This window comes from Streptomyces lydicus, assembly GCF_001729485.1.
Classification (GTDB): Bacteria; Actinomycetota; Actinomycetes; order Streptomycetales; family Streptomycetaceae; genus Streptomyces; species Streptomyces lydicus_D.
Window position 1 is genome coordinate 1427170 of the sequence record NZ_CP017157.1, and the last position, 21177, is coordinate 1448346.

Below are 21177 nucleotides of genomic sequence, written 5' to 3' on the forward strand. Positions count from 1 at the left end.
GGGGGACCTCCCTCTCGACCACCACACCTCATGGAGGCGCTGCGGGCCATGAGTAACCTCTCCGAAAGCCGGACGTCCCGTGTCACGGTCCGGCTCATCGCGATCCAGATCCTGGTCTTCTCGCTGCTGCTCACCCTCGGCGGCCGCCTCTGGTACCTGCAGATCCGCAACGGCCAGGAGTACGCCAACGAGGCCCGGAACAACCACGTCCAGCAGGTCGTCGACCCCGCCACCCGCGGCTCCATCCTCGACGCCCGCGGAGTGCCGCTCGCCGACAACCAGACCCGCCTGGTCGTCTCCGCGAGCCGCACCGCCCTGCTGAAGATGAAGGACGACGGCAAGGTCGTGCTCGGCCGGCTCGCCAAGGTCCTGGGCATGCCGGAGAAGGACATCCGCAACAAGGTCCGGCTCTGCGACTCCAAGACCCCGCAGCCCTGCTGGAACGGCTCGCCGTACCAGCCGATCCCGATCACCGACAAGGCCACCACCCAGCAGGCGCTGCAGATCCGGGAGCGCTCCGAGGACTTCCCCGGCATCAGCGCCGAACCCACCGCGGTACGCCGCTACGCCGCCCCCGGCAACGCCAACACCGCCCAGGTCCTCGGCTACCTCTCCCCGGTCACCGACGAGGAGATCAACAAAGCCAAGAACACCCGCTCGCCGCTGCTGCGCTCGGACCAGATCGGCCGGTCCGGTCTGGAGCGGCAGTACGACGACTACCTGCGCGGCAAGGCGGCCGTCACCCGCTACGAGGTCGACAACCTCGGCCGGGTCATCGGGCAGGCCAAGAGCGACAAGGGCCAGGCCGGTTCGAGCGTGGTGACCAGCATCGACGCCCGTGTGCAGGCGATAGCGGAAAAGCAGCTGGACCAGGCCATGAAGGACGCCCGTAAGGTCCACGACCGGAACACCGGCACCAACTACAAGGCCGACTCCGGCGCCGTGGTCGTCATGGAGGCCAAGACCGGCCGGGTGGTGGCGATGGCCTCCAACCCGAGCTACGACCCGAACGCCTGGGTCGGCGGGATCTCCGGCAAGGACTACGCCCACCTCACCGGCAAGGACTCCAACTACCCGCTGCTGAACCGCGCCATCCAGGGACAGGCCGCCCCCGGCTCGATCTTCAAGGTCATCTCCACCTCGGCCGCGATCAACGCCGGCTACGACTTCGACGGCCACTACCCCTGCACCAGCTCGTACAGCATCGGCGGCCAGGTCTTCAAGAACTTCGAGGGCGAGGGCCACGGCGACATCAGCCTGGGCCGGGCGCTGGAGGTCTCCTGCGACACCGTCTTCTACCGGCTCTCGCACGACGAGTGGAAGAAGGACGGCGGCGACAAGCCCAAGAAGAACGCCAACGACTGGTTCTACAAGACCGCCCACCAGTTCGGCCTCGGCAAGGAGACCGGCATCGACCTCCCCAACGAGGTCAAGGGCCGGGTCCCCGACCGCAAGTGGAAGCACGACTTCTGGATGGCCAACAAGGCCGGCTGGTGCGAACAGGCCAAGGCGTGGCCCAAGAAGAAGGACTTCGGCACCAAGCTCGCCCGCGAGGGCTGCCTCGAAGGCATGAAGCTGCACGCCTACGACTCGATCAACTACGCCATCGGGCAGGGCGACACCCTCGTCACCCCGATCCAGATGGCGACGATCTACGCCGCGCTCGCCAACGGCGGCACGCTGCACGACCCGACGGTCGGCAAGGCCGTCGTCAGCCCCGACGGCAAGCACATCCAGATGATCAAGCCGAAGGCGCACGGCAAGCTGCCGGACACCCCCACCACGCTCAAGCAGATCGACTCGGCGCTGGCCGGCGTCGCCACCCGGGGTACCGCCGCCTGGCGTTTCCAGGGCTGGCCGCAGGACAAGATCCCGATGCACGCCAAGACGGGTACCGCCGAGGTCTACGGCAAGCAGACGACCTCGTGGTTCGCGACGTACACCAAGGACTTCACGATCGTCATGACGATCTCCCAGGGTGGTACGGGTTCCGGGGCCTCCGGTCCGGCCGTGCGCAACATCTACAACGCCCTGTACGGCGTCGACCCGAAGGGCGCGATCAACCCGAAGGCCGCCCTGCTGCCGAAGCCGCAGGCGTCGCTCCCCAAGATCGAGGGTGACGGCACGATCCAGGCCCAGCCCATCAAGCCGTACGTCCTCCCGTCGCCGTCACCCTCGGGGAGCCCACAGTGACGACCAGTCGTACCTCCCGGGCGTTCTCCATCCGGCGCTACACCCCCGAGCTCGGCACCTGGGGCAAACTGACCGCCCGCGGCTCGGTGCTGCGCAGGCTGGACTGGATACTGCTGCTGTCCTGCCTGCTGCTGTCGCTGCTCGGCTCCCTGCTGGTCTTCTCCGCCACCCGCAACCGCACCGAGCTGAACAAGGGCGACGAGTACTACTTCTTCCTGCACCACCTGCTGAACCTCGGCATCGGCATGGCGCTCGCCGGGGCCACCATCTGGCTCGGCCACCGCACCCTGCGCGGCGCCGTCCCGGTCCTGTACGCCCTGTCGGTCGTCCTCGCGCTGCTGGTGCTGACGCCGCTGGGCGCCACCATCAACGGCTCCCGGTCCTGGCTGGCGATCCCCGGCGGCTTCTCGCTGCAGCCCGCCGAGTTCGCCAAGATCACCATTGCGCTCGGCATGGCGATGATCCTGGCGTCCCGGGTCGACGCGGGGGACCGCCCGCACCCCGACCACCGCACCGTCGTCCAAGCCCTCGGTCTGGCCGCCGTCCCGGTCCTCGTCATCATGCTGATGCCGGACCTCGGCTCGGTCATGGTGCTCGGCGCCGTCATCCTCGGCGTCCTGCTCGCCTCCGGCGCGTCCAACCGCTGGATCCTCGGCCTGGGGGGCGCCGGCGTCGTCGGCTGCGTCGCCATCTGGCAGCTCGGCCTGCTCGACGCCTACCAGATCGCCCGCTTCGCCGCGTTCGCCAACCCGAGCCTGGACCCGGCCGGCGTCGGCTACAACACCAACCAGGCCCGGATCGCGATCGGCGGCGGCGGGCTGACCGGTTCCGGCCTTTTTCACGGCAGCCAGACCACCGGCCAGTTCGTCCCCGAGCAGCAGACGGACTTCATCTTCACCGTCGCCGGCGAGGAACTGGGCTTCCTGGGCGCGGGACTGATCATCCTGCTGCTCGGCGTCGTCCTGTGGCGCGCCTGCCGGATCGCCCGCGAGTCCACCGAGCTGTACGGCACGGTCGTGGCCGCCGGCATCATCGCCTGGTTCGCCTTCCAGTCCTTCGAGAACATCGGCATGACGCTCGGCATCATGCCGGTGACCGGCCTGCCGCTGCCGTTCGTCTCCTACGGCGGCACGTCCATGTTCGCGGTCTGGATCGCCATCGGGCTGCTCCAGTCGATCCGCGTCGGACGCCCGCTGTCGGCATCCCGCTGACGGGCCGTCAGCGAGGCGCGTGGAGCTCGAACCACAGCGACGTGGAGCGCGGCAGGCCCGCGAAGGACGTGGTACCCCAGTCGTCGGCGAGGTGGCCGGTGAGCAGCAGGCCGTAATCGGTCTCCGGCTCACCGGCCACCGCCGTGTACGGGCCCCCCGCGGCCGACGGCAGGAGCTGCGCGGGCAGCCGCAGGGGCGCCTCGTCGTGCACGCTGATCCGCACGCCGTGCCCGGCCGTCAGGATCCGCAGCAGGATCTCCGCCGACCGGGGCGTGCGCAGATGGGAGCTGGTGACCGCCTCCGAGGTCAGCAGCACGGCGGTGTCCAGCAGCGGGGCGAGCTGGGTACGCCGCAGCACCGCCCGGACGAAGTCGCGGGCGGCTTTGGGGGTGGTCGCTCTGCTCGGCGCCGCCAGCAGGAACGGGCGGGCGCCCGCCGCGACACAGATGGGCTTACGGGCGACGGATGCGGTCTGCGGGTGCACGGATGTCTCCCTCCCCGAAGGGTCGAGTCAGCGCCGACGGCCACGCCGCGCGGCCGGTTCGCCACTCTGGGTGGGCGTTCCGTGACACACCGTAAGACACCTTCCCGGGCAAATGCCACCCGCTCTTCCGGATCCCGGACAGAGCGGGTGGTCCTCGCCCTGCGGGATGGCTAAATTCGATGCATGGCGGACACCGTGCGGGAGATCGAGCGGAAATACGAAGCCGACAATGCCACCGAGCTGCCCGACCTGGCAGACGTCGACCGGGTCGCCGCCGTGGTGGAACTGGGCGTGGAGGACCTGGACGCCCTCTACTACGACACCCCCGACCAGCGGCTGACCGCGGCCGGCATCACCTTGCGGCGACGTACCGGCGGCCGGGATGCCGGCTGGCATCTGAAGCTGCCGGCCGGGCCCGGCGAGCGCGAGGAGATCCGGGCGCCGCTGTCCGACGTCCCGCCCCCGGAGCTGACGTCGCTCGTCCGCGCACGGGTGCTCGGCCGGGACCTGGTCCCCGTCGTACGGCTGCGGACCCGCCGGACCGTGCGGGAGCTGCGGGACGCCGCGGGCGGGCCGCTCGCCGAGGTCGCGGTGGACGAGGTGTGGGCGTGGCCGGCGGCGGAGACGGAGCAGCCCGGTGCGGCCGGTGCGGCCGGGCGTACCGAGGCGCGCTGGCGCGAGATCGAGGTGGAGCTGACCGGCGGGGGAGAGCGCGATCCGGGTCTGCTGGACGACGTCGAGCGGGCGCTGGCCGCGGTCGGGGTGCGCCCGGCGTCCGCCCCGTCGAAGCTGGCCAGGGCGCTGGCGGAGACCGGTCTGCGGCCCGCCCGCCCCGAGGACCGCACCGCCTCCGCGGCCCCGCACAGGGGCGGCGGAGCCACCGGACGGAAGGGCTCCGGCAAGGCCAAGAAGCGCTCCGGCAGGAAGGGCGCCGCCGGTGACCTGGTCCTGGACTATGTCCGGGAGCAGCTGCGGGTGATCGTCGAACTCGACCCCGCGGTGCGCCGCGACGTCCCCGACTCGGTGCACCGCATGCGCGTCGCCACCCGCCGGCTGCGCAGCGCGTTCCGCTCGTACACCAAGGTCCTCGACCGGGAGGTGACCGCACCGGTCGGCGGCGAACTGAAGTGGCTGGCGGCGGAGCTGGGCGTGGAGCGGGACCGCGAGGTGCTGACCGACCGGCTGCTGACCGCGGTCGCCGAAGTGCCCCGGACCCTGCGGCTGGGCCCGGTCGACGCCCGGCTGCGCATCTGGTCGGAGCGGCACCGGGTGGTGTCCCGGGACCGGGTGCTCGCCGCGCTGGACGGCGACCGCTACCTCGCGCTCCTGAAGACCCTGCACGCCCTCCTGGAGGACCCGCCGCTGCGCCCGGGTGCCGGCCGGCCGGCGCCCGGGATCGCGGCCCGGGCCGTGCTGAAGGACTACCGGCGTCTCGCCCGCCGGGTGCGGACCGCGCTGGACGCCCCCGCGGGCCGGGACCGGGACGTGGCGCTGCACCGCGCCCGCAAGGCCGCCAAGCGGACGCGGTACGCGGCCGAGGTGGCCCGCCCGGCGCTCGGCCGCCCCGCGAAGAAGTTCGCCAAGCGCGTCAAGCGGGTGCAGCAGCTGCTCGGCGACCACCAGGACAGCGTGGTGGCCCGCGACGCCCTGCGGGAGCTGGCGACCCAGGCGCAGCAGGCGGGCGAGGGCGGTTTCACCTTCGGGCTCCTGTACGGCCGTGAGGAGGCCCGGGCCGCGGAGCGGGAGCGGGAGCTGCCGCGGGTGTGGAAGAAGGCTTCGCGGCGCAAGTACCGGGCGGCGCTCCGGCCGTGAGGGCGTCCCCGGACGGGGGCTCCTCCGGGCCGTACGGGGGGCGACTCCGAGCGGGTTACGCTTGAGAGTCGCCCCATGCCAGCTCACGAAGGTTCGAGATGTCTGCCGAGTCGGTCTTCCCACAGCTCGAGGCCCTGCTCCCGCATGTGCAGAAGCCCATCCAGTACGTCGGTGGAGAGCTCAATTCCACGGTGAAGCCGTGGGAGAGCTGCGACGTGCGGTGGTCGCTCATGTACCCGGACGCGTACGAGGTCGGCCTGCCCAACCAGGGCGTCATGATCCTCTACGAGGTCCTCAACGAGCAGGAGGGTGTGCTCGCCGAGCGCACCTACAGCGTCTGGCCGGACCTCGAAGCGCTGATGCGCGAGCACGACGTCCCGCAGTTCACCGTCGACGCCCACCGCCCGGTGCGCGCGTTCGACGTGCTCGGCGTCTCGTTCTCCACCGAGCTCGGCTACACCAACCTGCTCACCGCCCTGGACCTCGCCGGCATCCCGCTGGAGGCCAAGGACCGCACCGACGAGGACCCGCTGATCCTCGCCGGCGGCCACGCCGCCTTCAACCCGGAGCCGATCGCGGACTTCCTGGACTGCGCGGTGGTCGGCGACGGCGAGCAGGCGGTGCTGGAGATCACCGAGATCATCCGGGCCTGGAAGAACGAGGGCCGGCCCGGCGGGCGCGACGAGCTGCTGTTCCGGCTCGCGAAGACCGGCAGCGTCTACGTCCCCAAGTTCTACGACGTCGAGTACCTGGCCGACGGCCGGATCTCCCGCGTCGTGCCCAACCGCTCCGGCGTCCCGTGGCGGGTCTCCAAGCACACGGTCATGGACCTCGACGAGTGGCCCTACCCCAAGCAGCCGCTCGTCCCGCTGGCCGAGACCGTCCACGAGCGGATGTCCGTCGAGATCTTCCGTGGCTGCACCCGCGGCTGCCGCTTCTGCCAGGCCGGCATGATCACGCGCCCCGTGCGGGAGCGAAGCATCACCGGCATCGGCGAGATGGTGGACAAGGGCCTGAAGGCCACGGGATTCGAGGAGGTCGGCCTGCTGTCGCTGTCCTCCGCGGACCACACCGAGATCGGTGACATCGCCAAGGGGCTCGCCGACCGGTACGAGGAAGACAAGATCGGCCTGTCGCTGCCGTCGACCCGCGTCGACGCCTTCAACATCGACCTCGCCAACGAGCTGACCCGCAACGGCCGCCGCTCGGGTCTGACCTTCGCGCCCGAGGGCGGCTCGGAGCGGATCCGCAAGGTCATCAACAAGATGGTCTCCGAAGAGGACCTGATCAGGACCGTCTCCACGGCCTACGGCAACGGCTGGCGGCAGGTGAAGCTGTACTTCATGTGCGGTCTGCCGACCGAGACCGACGAGGACGTCCTCCAGATCGGCGACATGGCGGTCAAGGTCATCGCCGAGGGCCGCAAGGTCTCCGGGCAGAACGACATCCGCTGCACGGTCTCCATCGGCGGCTTCGTCCCCAAGCCGCACACCCCGTTCCAGTGGGCGCCGCAGCTGTCCGCGGAGGAGACGGACGCCCGTCTCGAAAAGCTCCGCGACAAGATCCGCGGCGACAAGAAGTACGGCCGCTCCATCGGCTTCCGCTACCACGACGGCAAGCCCGGCATCGTCGAGGGCCTGCTCTCGCGCGGTGACCGCCGGGTGGGCGCGGTGATCCGCGCGGTCTACGAGGACGGCGGCCGCTTCGACGGCTGGCGCGAGCACTTCTCCTACGACCGCTGGATGCGCGCCGCGGAGAAGGCGCTGCCGGAATTCGGCGTGGACGTCGCCTGGTACACCACCCGTGAGCGTGAGTACGAGGAGGTCCTCCCGTGGGACCACCTGGACTCCGGCCTGGACAAGGACTGGCTCTGGGAGGACTGGCAGGACGCCCTCGACGAGACCGAGGTCGAGGACTGCCGCTGGACCCCGTGCTTCGACTGCGGCGTGTGTCCCCAGATGGACACCGAGATCCAGATCGGCCCGACGGGCAAGAAGCTGCTGCCGCTGACCGTCGTCAAGTAGCGCTCCGCATCGGCGTTTCCGGCCCGGTGCCCGCACCCCGCGGCGCCGGGCCGTGGCGTGTCCGCGGACAATGGGGCGATGTCACCGCAGCTGATCGCTCCCACCGTCGACGTGCACGCCTCGTTCCTCGCCGCCATGGAGGAATTCCGCGCCGAGGGAGCGGACCGGTCACCGCACTCCAACCTGGCCCGTGAGCTGAGGACTTGGCACGACCGCTGGCCGTCCGCCGAGGGCTTCGCCGCGTACGTCGGCACGGTCGGCGGCACGTCGTACGACGAGCGGGCCGACGGCGTGGTGCCCTCGACCACGCTGTGGTGGGTCGAGGGCGACACCTACCTGGGGCGGATCGCCCTCCGGCACCGGCTGACCGGCACGCTCCTCGCCTACGGTGGCCACGTCGGATACGCGGTACGCCCCTCCGCGCGCCGCCGCGGCCATGCCACCGCGATGCTGCGCGCCGCGCTCCCGTACGCCCATCAGGAACTGGGCCTCGATCCGGTGTTGGTGACCTGCGACGACACCAACGCGGGGTCGCGCAGGGTCATCGAGGCGTGCGGCGGGGTCTTCGAGGACCAGCGGGCCGAGAAGCTGCGCTACTGGATCCACGCCCGGCGGCCGACGGCCGACGCGCACATCTGAGGGACCGACAGGGGGAGTCGTATGGAACCGGCCCGGTACGCACACCGTGAACCCGGCGAGGGCTGTCTGACCACCGCGGTCCGCATCCCGGTGCGGGTGGTGGTGCTGATTCTCGTGGTGCCGGTGCGTCTGCTCTGGGACGCCCTGGCCGCCGCCGCCCGGGCCGTCGACCGCACCGTGCTCCGCCCTCTGGGGCGTGGCCTGGCCCTGCTGTGGCGCACCCTCGTGGTGCGCCCGCTCGCCTGGGCCGCACGGACGCTGATCGCCGCGCCGCTGGCCCTGCTGTGGCGCCATGTGCTGACGCCCCTCGGGCGGGGGCTGGGGTGGCTGGCGCACCGGCTCGTCGTGGTGCCGGCCCGGTGGCTGTACGTGTGGGTGCTGGCGCCGGTGGGCCGAGCGGCCGGCCGGGTGCTGGCGGGGGTCGCCGCGGTACTGGCCGCACTCGTCCGGTGGATTGTGCTGGTACCGGCCGTCGCCCTGTGGCGGTACGTTCTCGGGCCGGTCCTCGGAGCGCTGGCGACCGTGCTGACGGTGGTCGCCCGTGAGGTCGCGGACGCGCTCGGGCACTGCTGGCGGATCGCCGGGGCGGTCTCGCGGGCGGTGGGCCGGTTCCTGGGCGCGGTGCTGCGCCGGCTGGTCGTCGAGCCGCTGCGCCGGGCGTACCGCCACGTGCTCACGCCGCTCGGCCACGCCGTCCGGGACGGGGTCTGGCGGCCGGTGCGACGGGTGCTGCGCGGGGCGCGCGAGACGGTGCGGCAGACCCGCGGGGAGATCCGCCGAGCGCTGTTCGGAACGCCCGTGCCGGAGCGGCGGTCCGAGGCGGTGCCGCCCCACCGGGAACCTGGGGGCCGCGGGACACGTACTCTAGGTAGCAGTACGACCGCACTCACGAAGGACTGAACGACACTGGGCAAGCGACAGCCCGAAGGCCCGCCGCCCGCACCGGCGGTGCAGCGCATCCGACTGCGCTACACCAAGCGCGGCCGCCTCCGGTTCACCAGCCACCGCGACTTCCAGCGCGCTTTCGAGCGGGCGCTGCGCCGCGCCGAGGTCCCCATGGCCTATTCAGCGGGGTTCACCCCGCACCCCAAGGTGTCGTACGCCAACGCCGCCCCGACGGGTACGGGCAGTGAGGCCGAATATCTGGAGATCCAGCTCGCCGAGCACCGCGATCCGGACAAGCTTCGCGAACTGCTCAACGAGTCGCTGCCGGACGGGCTCGATGTGATCGACTCCGTGCAGGCACACACGAGCGGACTGGCCGACCGGCTGCAGGCTTCGGTGTGGGAGATCCGGCTCGACGGCGTCGAGGTCGAGGCGGCCGAGCACGCCGTCGGGGCGTTCCTCGCCGCCGACGAGGTGCTGGTCGAGCGCCGGACGAAAAACGGCATCCGGAGCTTCGACGCGCGGGCCGCAGTGGCGCGTCTGGAGACCTCCGGCAGCGAGGGCGATAGGCCCGACGGCAAAGCCTGTGCGATACTGCGGCTGGTTGTTCGGCATGTGACACCCGCCGTTCGACCCGACGACGTCCTGTCCGGCCTCCGAGCTACGGCCGACCTGGCGCCGCCGGTCCCCGCTGCGGTGACCAGGCTGGCGCAGGGGCTGCTCGATGAGGAGACCGGCGCGGTGACTGACCCGCTAGCGCCCGACCGCGACGCTGCCACGGCCGCCCCACCCACGGCCGCCGGGCTGAGTGCCGCGAAGGCGCCGAGTGGGGCCTCCCCGGCAGCCGGGGAAGGTACTGCGTAGGACTGCCGTCGTCGCGTCGCCGATCAGCCAGGGAGCCACCCCGGTCCGGCAGACGCACTGACCAGGAGACTTTCGCCGGTCCTCGCCCTACGGGGCCCGGCGAGCGAGACGACAGCTCCCGTGCGGCGCCCACGCCCCGGACAGCGGGCCCGCGCTCATCACGCGGACCGCGGCCGGAACAAGGCCCGGCGCCCGGGAGCGTGACGGGAGAACCGCCCGCATGCTCGAGCCCATTGAGCCCACTGAATCCACGCCGTCCAAGGACCGTGGAATCGAGGACAACCACTCACCCAGCGACACGCTTCCGCCGCGTCGTCGGCGCCGTGCGGCGTCCCGGCCTGCCGGTCCTCCGGTGGCCGGAGAGGCGCCGGAGGCGTCCGTGGTGAGCACCGAGACCGCCGCCGCGCCCGTGGCCGACCCGGCCCCCGCCGGGGAGCCCGCCGCCGCGTCGGTCACCACCGGGGACGAGGCCAAGCCCGCCCGTACGCGCCGCCGCGCGACCCGTAAGGCCACCGCTCCGGCGGGGGCGCCGCAGCCGGCCGCCGAGGAGCCCGCCGAGGCTCCGGCCGCCGTCGAGGCACCCGCTGCCGCCGAAGCGGCGCCCGCCGAGGCGCCGCAGGCCGAGGACGCCGCGCCGCGCCGTACCCGCCGCCGGGCGACCCGCAAGGTGTCCGCGCCTGCCGGGTCCCCGCAGACCGAGACCGCCGTGGAGCCGGCCGCCGAGGCGCCCGCCGCCCCGGCCGCCGTGGCTGCCCCCGCCGCCGAGGAGGAGGCGCCCGCGCCCGCCGAGGAGGCCAAGCCCGCCCGTGCGCGCCGCCGCGCCACCCGTAAGGCCACCGCTCCGGCCGGCTCCCCTCAGGTGAGCGTCGTCGAGGAGACCGCCGCGGAAGCGGTGGAGAGCGCCGCCCCGGCCGCCCCGGCCGCCGAGGAGGAGGCGCCCGCGCCCGCCGAGGACGCCAGGCCCGCCCGTGCGCGCCGCCGCGCCACCCGTAAGGCCACCGCACCCGCCGGTGCGCCCCAGGCCGCCGAAGAGGCACCGGCCGCCGAGGCCGTCGCGGTGAGCGAGCCGGCCGAGCCCGCCGAGGCGCCCCGCCGCCGGTCGCGCCGCCGTGCCGCCGAGCCGGCCGCCGAGGCACCGCGGGCCGAGGAGCCCCGTGCCGAGGAGGAGCCCGCCCAGGAGGCGCCGGCCCGTGGCCGCCGCCGGGCGCAGCGTCCGCCGACCGCCGTCTTCCAGGCTCCGGTGTTCACCGAGCCGATGTTCCAGACCCCGGAGTCCGCGGCCGCCGCGCACGCCGCGGCCCGCCAGGAAGAGGCGGCGGCCGAGGTCACCGAGGAGCAGCCCGCCGGTTCGCGCCGTCGCCGCCGTCGCGGTGCCCCGGCCGAGCCCGAGCAGGTCACCGCCGCCGTCGAGCCGGAGACCGGCCAGGCCGAGCCGGCCGTCGAGGCGGCCGAGCCGGAGACCGAGCCGGAGGAGTCCGGCCAGGCCGAGGACGAGTCCGCCGAGCGTCCCTCGCGGCGCCGCCGCCGTGGTGGCCGTCGCCGTCGCCGCGGTGAGTCCGCCGACGGTGCCGACGAGCAGACCGCCGAGACCGGTGCGTCCGAGGAAGCGGCGGACGAGGCCGAGTCCGAGGAGGACGAGGAGCACGCCGCCGAGGAGTCGGAGGCCCACGAGGAGGCCGAGGAGTCGGGCGGCGGTTCCAGCAGCAGCCGTCGTCGCCGTCGTCGCCGCCGTCGCAGCGGGGACGGTGCCGAAGCCGAGTCCGGCGCCTCCGACGACCCGGAGCGCACGGTCGTCAAGGTCCGCGAGCCCCGCAAGAAGGAGGAGGGCACCAGCGCGGACGAGGTGCAGTCGATCAAGGGGTCGACGCGCCTGGAGGCCAAGAAGCAGCGTCGCCGTGAGGGCCGCGAGCAGGGCCGCCGCCGGGTGCCGATCATCACCGAGGCGGAGTTCCTGGCCCGTCGCGAGGCCGTCGAGCGGGTGATGGTCGTCCGCCAGAGCGGCGAGCGCACCCAGATCGGCGTCCTTGAGGACAACGTGCTCGTGGAGCACTTCGTCAACAAGGAGCAGGCGACCTCGTACGTCGGCAACGTCTACCTCGGCAAGGTGCAGAACGTCCTGCCGTCGATGGAGGCCGCCTTCGTCGACATCGGCAAGGGCCGCAACGCCGTGCTGTACGCCGGTGAGGTCAACTTCGAAGCGCTGGGCATGGCCAACGGGCCGCGCCGCATCGAGACCGCGCTGAAGTCCGGCCAGTCGGTGCTGGTGCAGGTCACCAAGGACCCGATCGGCCACAAGGGCGCCCGGCTGACCAGCCAGGTGTCGCTGCCCGGCCGCTACCTGGTCTACGTGCCCGAGGGCTCGATGACGGGTATCAGCCGCAAGCTCCCGGACACCGAGCGGGCGCGTCTGAAGCAGATCCTCAAGAAGATCGTCCCCGAGGACGCGGGCGTCATCGTCCGTACGGCCGCGGAGGGCGCGAGCGAGGAGGAGCTGGCGCGCGACGTCCAGCGTCTGCAGGCGCAGTGGGAGGAGATCCAGAAGAAGGCGAAGGCGTCCTCCACGAACGCCCCGACGCTGCTCTACGGCGAGCCGGACATGACCGTCCGGGTCGTCCGCGACATCTTCAACGAGGACTTCTCCAAGGTCATCGTCAGCGGTGACGAGGCGTGGCAGACCATCCACGGCTATGTCCAGCACGTCGCCCCCGACCTCGTCGACCGGCTGCAGAAGTGGACGTCGGACGTCGACGTCTTCGCGACGTACCGCATCGACGAGCAGCTGATGAAGGCGCTGGACCGCAAGGTCTGGCTGCCCAGCGGCGGCTCGCTGGTGATCGACCGGACCGAGGCGATGGTCGTGGTCGACGTCAACACCGGCAAGTTCACCGGCCAGGGCGGCAACCTGGAGGAGACGGTCACCAGGAACAACCTGGAGGCGGCCGAGGAGATCGTGCGTCAGCTGCGGCTGCGCGACCTCGGCGGCATCATCGTGATCGACTTCATCGACATGGTGCTGGAGTCCAACCGGGACCTGGTGCTGCGGCGCCTGCTGGAGTGCCTGGGCCGGGACCGTACGAAGCACCAGGTGGCCGAGGTCACCTCGCTGGGCCTGGTCCAGATGACCCGCAAGCGGGTCGGCCAGGGCCTGCTGGAGTCGTTCTCGGAGCAGTGCGTGCACTGCAACGGACGCGGCGTGATCGTCCACATGGAGCAGCCGACCACGGTCGGCGGTGGCGGCAAGCGCAAGAAGAAGGGCAAGGCCGCGCAGGCCGAGCCGCACGTCCACGAGGTCGAGGCGGCCCCGTCGCTGCCGGACGGCGCCGCTCCCGAGCTGGAGCCCGCCCCGGTGACCGAGGCCGAGCTGCAGCCCGCGGTGGCCGAGGCCGACGAGTGGTTCAGCAGCCCCGCGGAGGCCGAGGCGGCCGCCGGGCGCAGCCGTGGCCGCCGCCGGGTGAGCCGGAAGGTGTCCGCTCCGGCGGGTGCCCCCAAGGCCGCCGAGGAGCCCGCCGCGATCGTGGTGCCGGCCGAGCCGGCGCCGGCCGCGGAGCCGCAGCCGGTGGCTGAGGCGGCCCCCGAGGCGCCGGCCGCGGAGCCCGCGCCGGCCCGCCCGCGCCGTCGGGTGACCCGCAAGGTGACCGCTCCGGCGGGTTCGCCGGAGGCCGACGAGGCGGCGACGGTCGTCATCTCGGCGCCCGTGGCGGAGCCCGTCGCCGAGCCGGCGCCCGCCGAGGTGTCCGGCGAGGCCGCGGAGGCCGAGGCGGCGCCGGCTGCCAAGAAGACCGCGAAGAAGGCGGCGGCGAAGAAGGCCACCGCCAAGAAGACCGCGGCGAAGAAGGCACCGGCCAAGAAGGCGGCGGCGAAGAAGACCACCACCGCCAAGAAGGCCACCGCGAAGAAGACCGCCACGAAGAAGGCCACGACCAAGAAGGCGGCGGCCAAGAAGACCGCGGCCGCCGAGGAGTCCCCGGTCGCGTGAGCGACCAGGCCGTGCCCCGGGCCGTCAGCGGTCCGGGGCCGGTTTGACCCCCTGGTCAAGGCCCCGTAACCTTGACCGTCGGTGTCTGAGAACATCTGAGACACCGCAACCCCTGAGCAACTACCTCCCGGTCCGCCGGGAGAGGCCGCTCGTCCACTCGGATTCCACGGGCCCTATCCCGAGCCCGTGTGAGCGGCTGGCATCAGAGGATCCGTTTCTAGCGAAAGAGAGTTCCGCGTGTACGCGATCGTGCGCACCGGCGGGCGCCAGCAGAAGGTTGCTGTCGGCGACGTCATCGAGATTGACCGCATTTCCACCAGCAAGGTCGGCGACACCGTCGAGCTCTCCACGCTGCTGGTCGTCGACGGTGACTCGGTCACCAGCGACCCGTGGGTCCTGGCCGGCGTGAAGGTTCAGGGTGAGGTCGTGGACCACCACAAGGGCAACAAGATCCGGATCCAGAAGTACAAGAACAAGACCGGTTACAAGAAGCGGATCGGCCACCGCCAGCTCCACACGGCGCTGAAGATCACCGGCATCGACGCTCCGGCGAAGTAAGGGACTGAGGAGACATGGCACACAAGAAGGGCGCATCGTCCACTCGGAACGGTCGCGACTCCAATGCTCAGCGGCTCGGCGTGAAGCGCTTCGGCGGTCAGGCCGTCCTCGCCGGTGAGATCCTGGTCCGCCAGCGCGGCACCCACTTCCACCCGGGCACGGGCGTCGGCCGTGGCGGCGACGACACCCTGTTCGCCCTTGAGGCCGGTGCGGTGCAGTTCGGCACCCACCGTGGCCGCAAGGTCGTGAACATCGTCCCGGCCGCCCAGTAATCAGGGCCCGGACGTAGTAACTCGGCTGAGCTTCCGGGGGAATCCCCCGGGGTCGGCGCAGTCATCAGGGGCGGACCGCCTTTTCTCGCGGAAGCGGGAAGGCTGGTCCGCCCTTGGCGTGTTACGACAGAGATATCCCGCAGTAGCAACACACCCCGTTTATCTGGAGGCACCCCCACCATGACCACCTTCGTGGACCGCGTCGAGCTGCACGTCGCCGCGGGTAACGGAGGCCACGGCGTGGCCTCCGTGATGCGGGAGAAGTTCAAGCCGCTGGGCGGCCCGGACGGCGGCAACGGCGGCCGCGGCGGCGACGTCGTCCTGGTCGTCGACCAGGACGTCACCACGCTTCTCGAATACCACCACCACCCGCACCGCAAGGCCACCAACGGCCAGCCGGGCGCGGGCGACAACCGCTCCGGTAAGAACGGCCAGGACCTGGTCCTGCCGGTCCCCGACGGCACCGTCGTCATGGACCGCGCGGGCAACGTGCTCGCCGACCTCGTCGGCCAGGGCACCACCTTCGTCGCCGGCCAGGGCGGCCGCGGCGGCCTCGGCAACGCGGCGCTGGCCTCCGCCCGCCGCAAGGCCCCCGGCTTCGCGCTGCTCGGGGAGCCCGGTGAGGCCCGCGACATCGTGCTGGAGCTCAAGACCGTCGCGGACGTCGCGCTGGTCGGTTACCCGAGCGCCGGCAAGTCCTCGCTGATCTCGGTGCTCTCCGCCGCCAAGCCCAAGATCGCCGACTACCCGTTCACGACGCTGGTGCCCAACCTCGGTGTGGTGACGGCCGGTTCGACGGTCTACACGATCGCGGACGTCCCCGGTCTGATCCCCGGTGCGAGCCAGGGCAAGGGTCTGGGCCTGGAGTTCCTGCGGCACGTCGAGCGCTGCGAGGTGCTCGTGCACGTCCTGGACACCGCGACCCTGGAAGCCGACCGCGACCCGGTGTCCGACCTCGACACCATCGAGGAGGAGCTCAAGCAGTACGGCGGCCTGGAGAACCGGCCCCGCATGGTCGTCCTCAACAAGATCGACGTCCCGGACGGCAAGGACCTCGCCGACATGATCCGCCCCGACCTGGAGGAGCGCGGCTACCGCGTGTTCGAGGTCTCCGCGGTCGCCCACATGGGCCTGAAGGAGCTGTCCTTCGCGCTTGCCGATGTCGTCTCCAAGGCCCGCGCCGCCAAGCCCGTGCAGGAAGCCACCCGTATCGTCATCCGGCCCAAGGCCGTCGACGACACCGGCTTCACGATCACGGAAGAGGGTGAGAACTTCTTCCGCGTGCGCGGCGAGAAGCCTGAGCGCTGGGTCCGCCAGACCGACTTCAACAACGATGAGGCCGTCGGCTACCTCGCCGACCGCCTCAACCGTCTCGGCGTCGAGGACGGGCTGCGCAAGGCGGGCGCGCACGCCGGCGACGGCATCGCCATCGGCCCCGAGGACAACGCGGTCGTCTTCGACTGGGAGCCGATGATGGCGGCCGGTGCGGAGATGCTGGGACGGCGTGGCGAGGACCACCGCCTGGAGGCGCCCCGGCCGGCCGCGCAGCGCCGCAGGGACCGGGACGTGGCACGGGACGAGGCCGACCAGGAGTACGACGGCTTCCGCCCCTTCTGACGGACCGCCCGGCGGTCCAGGGCACGCACGCCAACGGGGAAGGCCCCCGGGAGTTCTCCTCCCGGGGGCCTTCCCCGTTGCGGCTGCCGCCGCCTTTGTGCTGCCCCGCGGTCCGTCGAAGCCGTGAGCGGCTCGCTGCGGGCTAGACGGCGGCCGTGGCGTCCGAGGCGTCGTTGCCCGTGTGTTCGGCCGTCTCGGAGGCGTCCACGTCCTCCTGCGAGCGCTGCCCGGGAATGCCGGACAGTCGGCTCTCCATGCGGATGCGGCGCTCGTCGGCCCGGGCGCACAGGTCCAGCGCGGCCTGGTTGAAGCGCACCGACGACGGCGGGTCCGACGGGCCCAGCAGGTGCTCCTTGAGCTCGGCGCGCTCCGCGGCGAGGGTGTCCTTCTCCGGGTTGCGGACCGCGTCGAGCAGACCGGCCACCCCGTCGGCCGCGGGCGTGAGGATCGTCGCCGCCCGTACGGTCGGGAAGTTCGCCCGGAAGTCGTCCTCGCTCATGCCCGAGGTGTTGGCGACCGCGTACGGCTTCTCGCTGGTCAGGTAGTCCGAGACCACGCTGGAGACGTCGCTGATCAGCACGTCCGCCTGGTTGAAGCAGCTGAAGATGCCGGGGCGGGCGGCGGTGATGATCTGGTGCTCCCACTCGGGGAAGGAGTTCCAGTACGCCGCCTCCCAGGCGGTGATGGCGGCCTCGACGGCGGCCGCGCGGCCCTCCTCCGGGGTGCCCTGCAGCCGCATCCGCTCCAGCTCGTCCGCGCTCTTGCGGAAGGCGGTGGTGGTCAGCGCGGCCAGCTCCTCGTCGCGGCGGACCAGCTCGGCGGCTGCCTCGGGGCCGGGCCGCGCGCCGCCGCGGTGGCCGTTGGCCTCCGTGATCATCGCCTGGATACGGGCGTTGGCGGCGCCCGCGCGGGGGTCGACGGAGCCGGTCATCGGGTGCGGCTTGTACAGCAGCCGCACGTTCTCGTCGGCGAGCAGCTCGCGGACGATGTTCTCGCCGGCCAGGATCACCGAGGTGTTGCCCGGGTTGCCGTCCCAGCCCTCCCAGGTCGGGGCGTACAGCACGGTGGTCAGCCGGCCCGCCGGGCGGCTGTCGGGCCGCTGGATCGGCTGGATCGGCGCCAGCTGGGGGCGGCCGACCTCGACGACGTCCTTGTCCTCGACGCCGATGTCGGCGAGCTGGTAGCGGTCACGGGCCGCCGGGCCCGCGACCCACACCTCGTCGTACGCCTTGGCGTACGGGTTGCAGGAGGACAGCTTGTCGCTCTCGCCGTGGTTGGTGAAGGCGTGCTTGATCGACGGGATGCGCAGGATCTGCGAGGTCTTGCCGGAGTTCGCCGGGTGCAGCAGCACCTTGAGCGTGGAGTGCTCCAGGCGCATCAGGTTGGCGACCTTCGGGATGCAGACGATCGGGACGTCCGTGGCCTCGATCTTCTGCACCATGAAGCGCTCGCGCAGCACGATGATCGGGTTGCCGTCCAGCGAGGCCAGGGTGCTCAGCCACATGTTGGCCTGGTAGGCGGAGGAGGAGCCGCCGGAGAAGTACATGCCGACCGTCGGCCGGTACTCGGCCAGCCAGTTGTCCAGCCACTCCAGCGCCTGCTTCTCGCCGGCCACCCGCTTCTTCGGCAGCAGCCAGGTGCCCAGGTAGAGCGTGCCGCCGGCGGAGAGGGCCAGCGACACGGCCAGGCCGACGCCGCCCCAGAACGCGTCCGTGGTGATCGCGGTGATCATCATGCCCGTCGTGGTGGGCACCGAGAAGCGCAGCAGCCGCCGGCCCGTCTGGCGGGAGAGGATCCGCGGCGGCGCGTCGCACAGCCGCAGTGCGCTCGCGTCGATGTTGCGGGTCACGAACGGCAGGCTGCGGGTCCGGCGGACCAGCACCGCGACCGCCTGGCACACGAAGTGGGTGCCGTAGAAGAGGAGCAGCGTGATGGTCAGCGGCGCCTGTTCCTCAAGCGGGTTGATGCCGTCGATGTGCAGCAGGCCGACCAGTATCAGCATGTCGCGCAGCAGCTGGCGCACCGTGACGTCGAAGCGGATCCGGCCCAGCACCGCGAGCAGGCCGGGCTGCTTGTGCTGGAGGACCAGGTCGAGACCCAGGTTGACCACGGATGCGGCGATGAACAGCGGGATGACGGGCAGCAGCGCACCGACGAGCTGGGCGGTGAACGCGATCATCATCGCGAGGAGTGCCGCGAGCTGTACGGCTCGGCGGGGAACGATTCCGGCGGAAGGCACGGGGGAGGGCTCCTGGCAGCAAGAAGGTCAGGGGGGAGGCCGTGGGGGGCGGCCGGGTCCCGCGCTGCGACGCCGCCGGAGCGGCGAAACGGGACCGATGGACACCCGACCGTATGACCTTGTTGGCCTTGGTGACAATCTGCTGTGGCTCTCATCACCGCGAAAGCGGATCAATCGAACGCAACCTCTTGGCCTCGGCTTCCGTCTTAAGGAATTCCGAGTGAGCCCGAGTGGTAAGGGCCACACGGAGGGCCCGCGGGACCGCCGCCGGCCCGGGAGTACCGGGGAAGGAAGCCGTCCGCCGGCCCGGCCGGGGCGTCCGCCAGGCGGTATCGCCACGCGGCCGCGGCCCGCACTGCCGTAGATTGCGCCCGTAGGGACGTGGTGCGGGTGACAGTGACAAGGAATACCCGTACGGCGGCGGGAACGGGAACACAGGGGTACGGACACATGGCAGGCGCGGCAGGCGCACGGCAGGAAGTGGCGGACGCCCGCCGGATCGTGGTGAAGGTCGGTTCGTCGTCGTTGACCACGGCCGCCGGGGGACTGGACGCGGACCGGGTGGACGCGCTGGTGGACGTGCTGGCCAAGCACCAGGACAAGGAGATCGTGCTGGTCTCCTCCGGTGCCATCGCGGCCGGCCTGGCGCCCCTCGGCCTGGAGCGGCGACCGCGCGACCTGGCCCGCCAGCAGGCCGCCGCCAGCGTCGGCCAGGGGCTGCTGGTCGCCCGTTACACCGCGTCCTTCGCGCGCTACGGCCGCCGCGTCGGCCAGGTCCTGCTGACCTCCGACGACACCAGCCGCCGGGCCCACTACCGCAACGCCTACCGGACCCTGGACCAGCTGCTGGCCATGGGCGCCGTACCGATCGTCAACGAGAACGACACGGTCGCCACCGACGAGATCCGCTTCGGCGACAACGATCGGCTGGCCGCCCTGGTCGCCCACCTCGTCCGCGCCGACCTGCTGATCCTGCTCTCCGACGTGGACGGCCTCTACGACGGCGACCCCGCCACCCCCGGCACCTCCCGGATAGCCGAGGTCCGCGGGCCCGGCGACCTGGAGGGCGTCTCCATCGGCAGCGCCGGGAAGGCCGGCGTCGGCACCGGCGGCATGGTCACCAAGGTCGAGGCGGCCCGGATCGCCGCCGCGGCCGGCATCCCGGTCGTGCTGACGTCGGCGGTGCACGCCGCGGACGCGCTGGCCGGCGGCCCGACCGGCACCCACTTCCTGCGCACCGGCCGGCGCTCCGCCGACCGGCTGCTGTGGCTCGCGCACGCCTCCACGCCGCAGGGCGCGCTCGTCCTGGACGACGGGGCGGTGCGGGCGGTCGTCGAGCGGCGCTCCTCGCTGCTGCCGGCCGGCATCGCCTCCGTGGAGGGCGAGTTCTCCGCCGGCGACCCGGTGGAGCTGCGGGACGGCACCGGCCGCGCGGTCGCCCGCGGGCTCGTCAATTTCGACGCCCGGGAAATCCCCCGTTTGATGGGGCGTTCGACCCGGGAGCTTGCCCGCGAGCTGGGTCCGGCGTACGAGCGCGAGGTCGTGCACCGCGACGATCTGGTGCTGCTGCACCCCTGAAGCGCCCGGTCCGGCCGACGGCCGCCCACGGCCCGGCACACCGCCCGGGGAACGGTGCACCGCCCGGGGAACGGTGCACCAACCGGCCTTTCCCGCGAGACCTTCGCAAAAACGCCCCCGCGACGGGCCGCGGGCTGGTCAACTTTGTTGCGGGGGCGCCGCAGGGGAGCGGCGCCCGCAGCGCGCGAGCGCACCCGCCGAAGTACGACCGCACCCATCGGCTCCGCACCCCGAGGCGGAGCGATTCGCAGCACAGGAGGCCGCCGGTGAGACGAGGGCGCCCAGGGGCCCTGCCCCGAGGGACGGCGGAGCGGGCACTGACCAGCGTCGGAACCGGCCGGGACGCCGGCCGGCCGGCGGACGAGGAACGCGCGGAGCGGAACGGGGCGGCCCGGCCCGCACCCCAGGGCGAGCGCCGCGAGGCGTCCCGGCTGTGGCACGTCACGCTCAGCGTCTCGGGCCGCGAGGCGCCGCTCAAGGAGGTCCGGCGCGCGCTGGAACAGCTCGCCCACGACCATCCCTTCCTGCTGACCAGCCGCTACGCCAACGACCACGCCGAGATCCGCTACTGGGAGGAGGCCCGGGACCTGCACGACGCCGCGGCGGTCGCGCTGCGCCTGTGGGGCGAGCACCGCTCGACGGCCAAGCTGCCGCCGTGGGAGATCGTCGGCCTGGAGGTCATCGACCGGGAGACCTACCACCAGCGGGTGGCCGAGGGCTACGGCCCGCCACCGGCCTCACCGGTCGGCGTGCATCCCTACTGACCGCCGTTCTGCCTGCCGGGCGCGGCGTCCCGCGCTGTGAGATACCCGCTGGTTGTGGCCC

The 21177-nt window shown here is 72.3% G+C and carries 15 protein-coding genes; 13 read left to right on the forward strand and 2 right to left on the reverse strand.

Annotation, left to right across the window (positions count from 1 at the left end):
- Positions 1-48 precede the first annotated feature (48 nt).
- Complete coding sequence (gene mrdA, locus SL103_RS06060; RefSeq protein ID WP_069573460.1) at positions 49-2193, forward strand: penicillin-binding protein 2; 2145 nt, start codon at positions 49-51, stop codon at positions 2191-2193.
- A 29-nt stretch (positions 2194-2222) separates the two neighbouring features.
- On the forward strand, positions 2223-3404 hold the full coding sequence (locus SL103_RS06065) for an FtsW/RodA/SpoVE family cell cycle protein (protein ID WP_244304144.1): 1182 nt from the start codon (positions 2223-2225) through the stop codon (positions 3402-3404).
- A gap of 7 nt (positions 3405-3411) precedes the next feature.
- Here SL103_RS06065 and SL103_RS06070 read toward each other — a convergent pair whose 3' ends face one another.
- Positions 3412-3888, reverse strand: coding sequence for an ATP-binding protein (locus SL103_RS06070; RefSeq protein WP_069567731.1), 477 nt, complete (start codon positions 3886-3888; stop codon positions 3412-3414).
- Positions 3889-4071: 183 nt separating this feature from the next.
- Here SL103_RS06070 and SL103_RS06075 point away from each other — a divergent pair, with 183 nt between their 5' ends.
- The 9 genes from SL103_RS06075 (at position 4072) to obgE (ending at position 16535) form a co-directional block, all read left to right on the forward strand.
- Positions 4072-5700: a CYTH and CHAD domain-containing protein gene (locus SL103_RS06075; protein WP_069567732.1), complete on the forward strand. Its 1629-nt coding sequence runs from the start codon at positions 4072-4074 to the stop codon at positions 5698-5700.
- A 98-nt stretch (positions 5701-5798) separates the two neighbouring features.
- On the forward strand, positions 5799-7724 hold the full coding sequence (locus SL103_RS06080; protein ID WP_069567733.1) for a TIGR03960 family B12-binding radical SAM protein: 1926 nt from the start codon (positions 5799-5801) through the stop codon (positions 7722-7724).
- 78 nt (positions 7725-7802) lie between these two features.
- Positions 7803-8363: a GNAT family N-acetyltransferase gene (locus SL103_RS06085; RefSeq protein WP_069567734.1), complete on the forward strand. Its 561-nt coding sequence runs from the start codon at positions 7803-7805 to the stop codon at positions 8361-8363.
- Between the two features lie 21 nt (positions 8364-8384).
- The gene (locus tag SL103_RS36755; protein WP_069567735.1) at positions 8385-9263 is read left to right on the forward strand and encodes a hypothetical protein; all 879 of its coding nucleotides are present in this window, start codon (positions 8385-8387) and stop codon (positions 9261-9263) included.
- Between the two features lie 48 nt (positions 9264-9311).
- Positions 9312-10112 carry a TIGR03936 family radical SAM-associated protein gene (locus SL103_RS06095; RefSeq protein WP_069567736.1) on the forward strand — a complete coding sequence of 267 codons (801 nt, stop codon included), beginning with the start codon at positions 9312-9314 and terminating at the stop codon, positions 10110-10112.
- 220 nt (positions 10113-10332) lie between these two features.
- Positions 10333-14088, forward strand: coding sequence for an Rne/Rng family ribonuclease (locus SL103_RS06100; protein WP_069567737.1), 3756 nt, complete (start codon positions 10333-10335; stop codon positions 14086-14088).
- A gap of 237 nt (positions 14089-14325) precedes the next feature.
- Positions 14326-14646 carry a 50S ribosomal protein L21 gene (gene rplU, locus SL103_RS06105; protein WP_069567738.1) on the forward strand — a complete coding sequence of 107 codons (321 nt, stop codon included), beginning with the start codon at positions 14326-14328 and terminating at the stop codon, positions 14644-14646.
- Positions 14647-14660: 14 nt separating this feature from the next.
- Positions 14661-14918: a 50S ribosomal protein L27 gene (gene rpmA, locus SL103_RS06110; protein WP_033265664.1), complete on the forward strand. Its 258-nt coding sequence runs from the start codon at positions 14661-14663 to the stop codon at positions 14916-14918.
- Between the two features lie 180 nt (positions 14919-15098).
- Positions 15099-16535 carry a GTPase ObgE gene (gene obgE, locus SL103_RS06115; RefSeq protein WP_069567739.1) on the forward strand — a complete coding sequence of 479 codons (1437 nt, stop codon included), beginning with the start codon at positions 15099-15101 and terminating at the stop codon, positions 16533-16535.
- Positions 16536-16677: 142 nt separating this feature from the next.
- On the opposite strand, the gene SL103_RS06120 is transcribed toward obgE, so the two are convergent.
- Positions 16678-18774: a hypothetical protein gene (locus SL103_RS06120; RefSeq protein WP_069567740.1), complete on the reverse strand. Its 2097-nt coding sequence runs from the start codon at positions 18772-18774 to the stop codon at positions 16678-16680.
- Between the two features lie 450 nt (positions 18775-19224).
- Between SL103_RS06120 and proB the strand changes: the two genes are divergently transcribed.
- Both proB and SL103_RS06130 read left to right on the forward strand, forming a co-directional pair.
- Entirely contained in the window at positions 19225-20352 is a 1128-nt protein-coding gene (proB, locus tag SL103_RS06125; RefSeq protein ID WP_079145590.1) for a glutamate 5-kinase, read from the forward strand.
- A 266-nt stretch (positions 20353-20618) separates the two neighbouring features.
- Positions 20619-21116 carry a hypothetical protein gene (locus tag SL103_RS06130; RefSeq protein ID WP_069567742.1) on the forward strand — a complete coding sequence of 166 codons (498 nt, stop codon included), beginning with the start codon at positions 20619-20621 and terminating at the stop codon, positions 21114-21116.
- Positions 21117-21177 lie beyond the last annotated feature (61 nt).

Bases quoted from the DNA above. Each gene is read 5' to 3' on its own strand.
- mrdA (WP_069573460.1), top strand. From the start codon at position 49: ATGAGTAACCTCTCCGAAAGCCGGACGTCCCGTGTCACGGTCCGGCTC.
- SL103_RS06075 (WP_069567732.1), top strand. From the start codon at position 4,072: ATGGCGGACACCGTGCGGGAGATCGAGCGGAAATACGAAGCCGACAAT.
- SL103_RS06080 (WP_069567733.1), top strand. From the start codon at position 5,799: ATGTCTGCCGAGTCGGTCTTCCCACAGCTCGAGGCCCTGCTCCCGCAT.
- SL103_RS06085 (WP_069567734.1), top strand. From the start codon at position 7,803: ATGTCACCGCAGCTGATCGCTCCCACCGTCGACGTGCACGCCTCGTTC.
- SL103_RS36755 (WP_069567735.1), top strand. From the start codon at position 8,385: ATGGAACCGGCCCGGTACGCACACCGTGAACCCGGCGAGGGCTGTCTG.
- SL103_RS06100 (WP_069567737.1), top strand. From the start codon at position 10,333: ATGCTCGAGCCCATTGAGCCCACTGAATCCACGCCGTCCAAGGACCGT.
- rpmA (WP_033265664.1), top strand. From the start codon at position 14,661: ATGGCACACAAGAAGGGCGCATCGTCCACTCGGAACGGTCGCGACTCC.
- obgE (WP_069567739.1), top strand. From the start codon at position 15,099: ATGACCACCTTCGTGGACCGCGTCGAGCTGCACGTCGCCGCGGGTAAC.
- proB (WP_079145590.1), top strand. From the start codon at position 19,225: ATGGCAGGCGCGGCAGGCGCACGGCAGGAAGTGGCGGACGCCCGCCGG.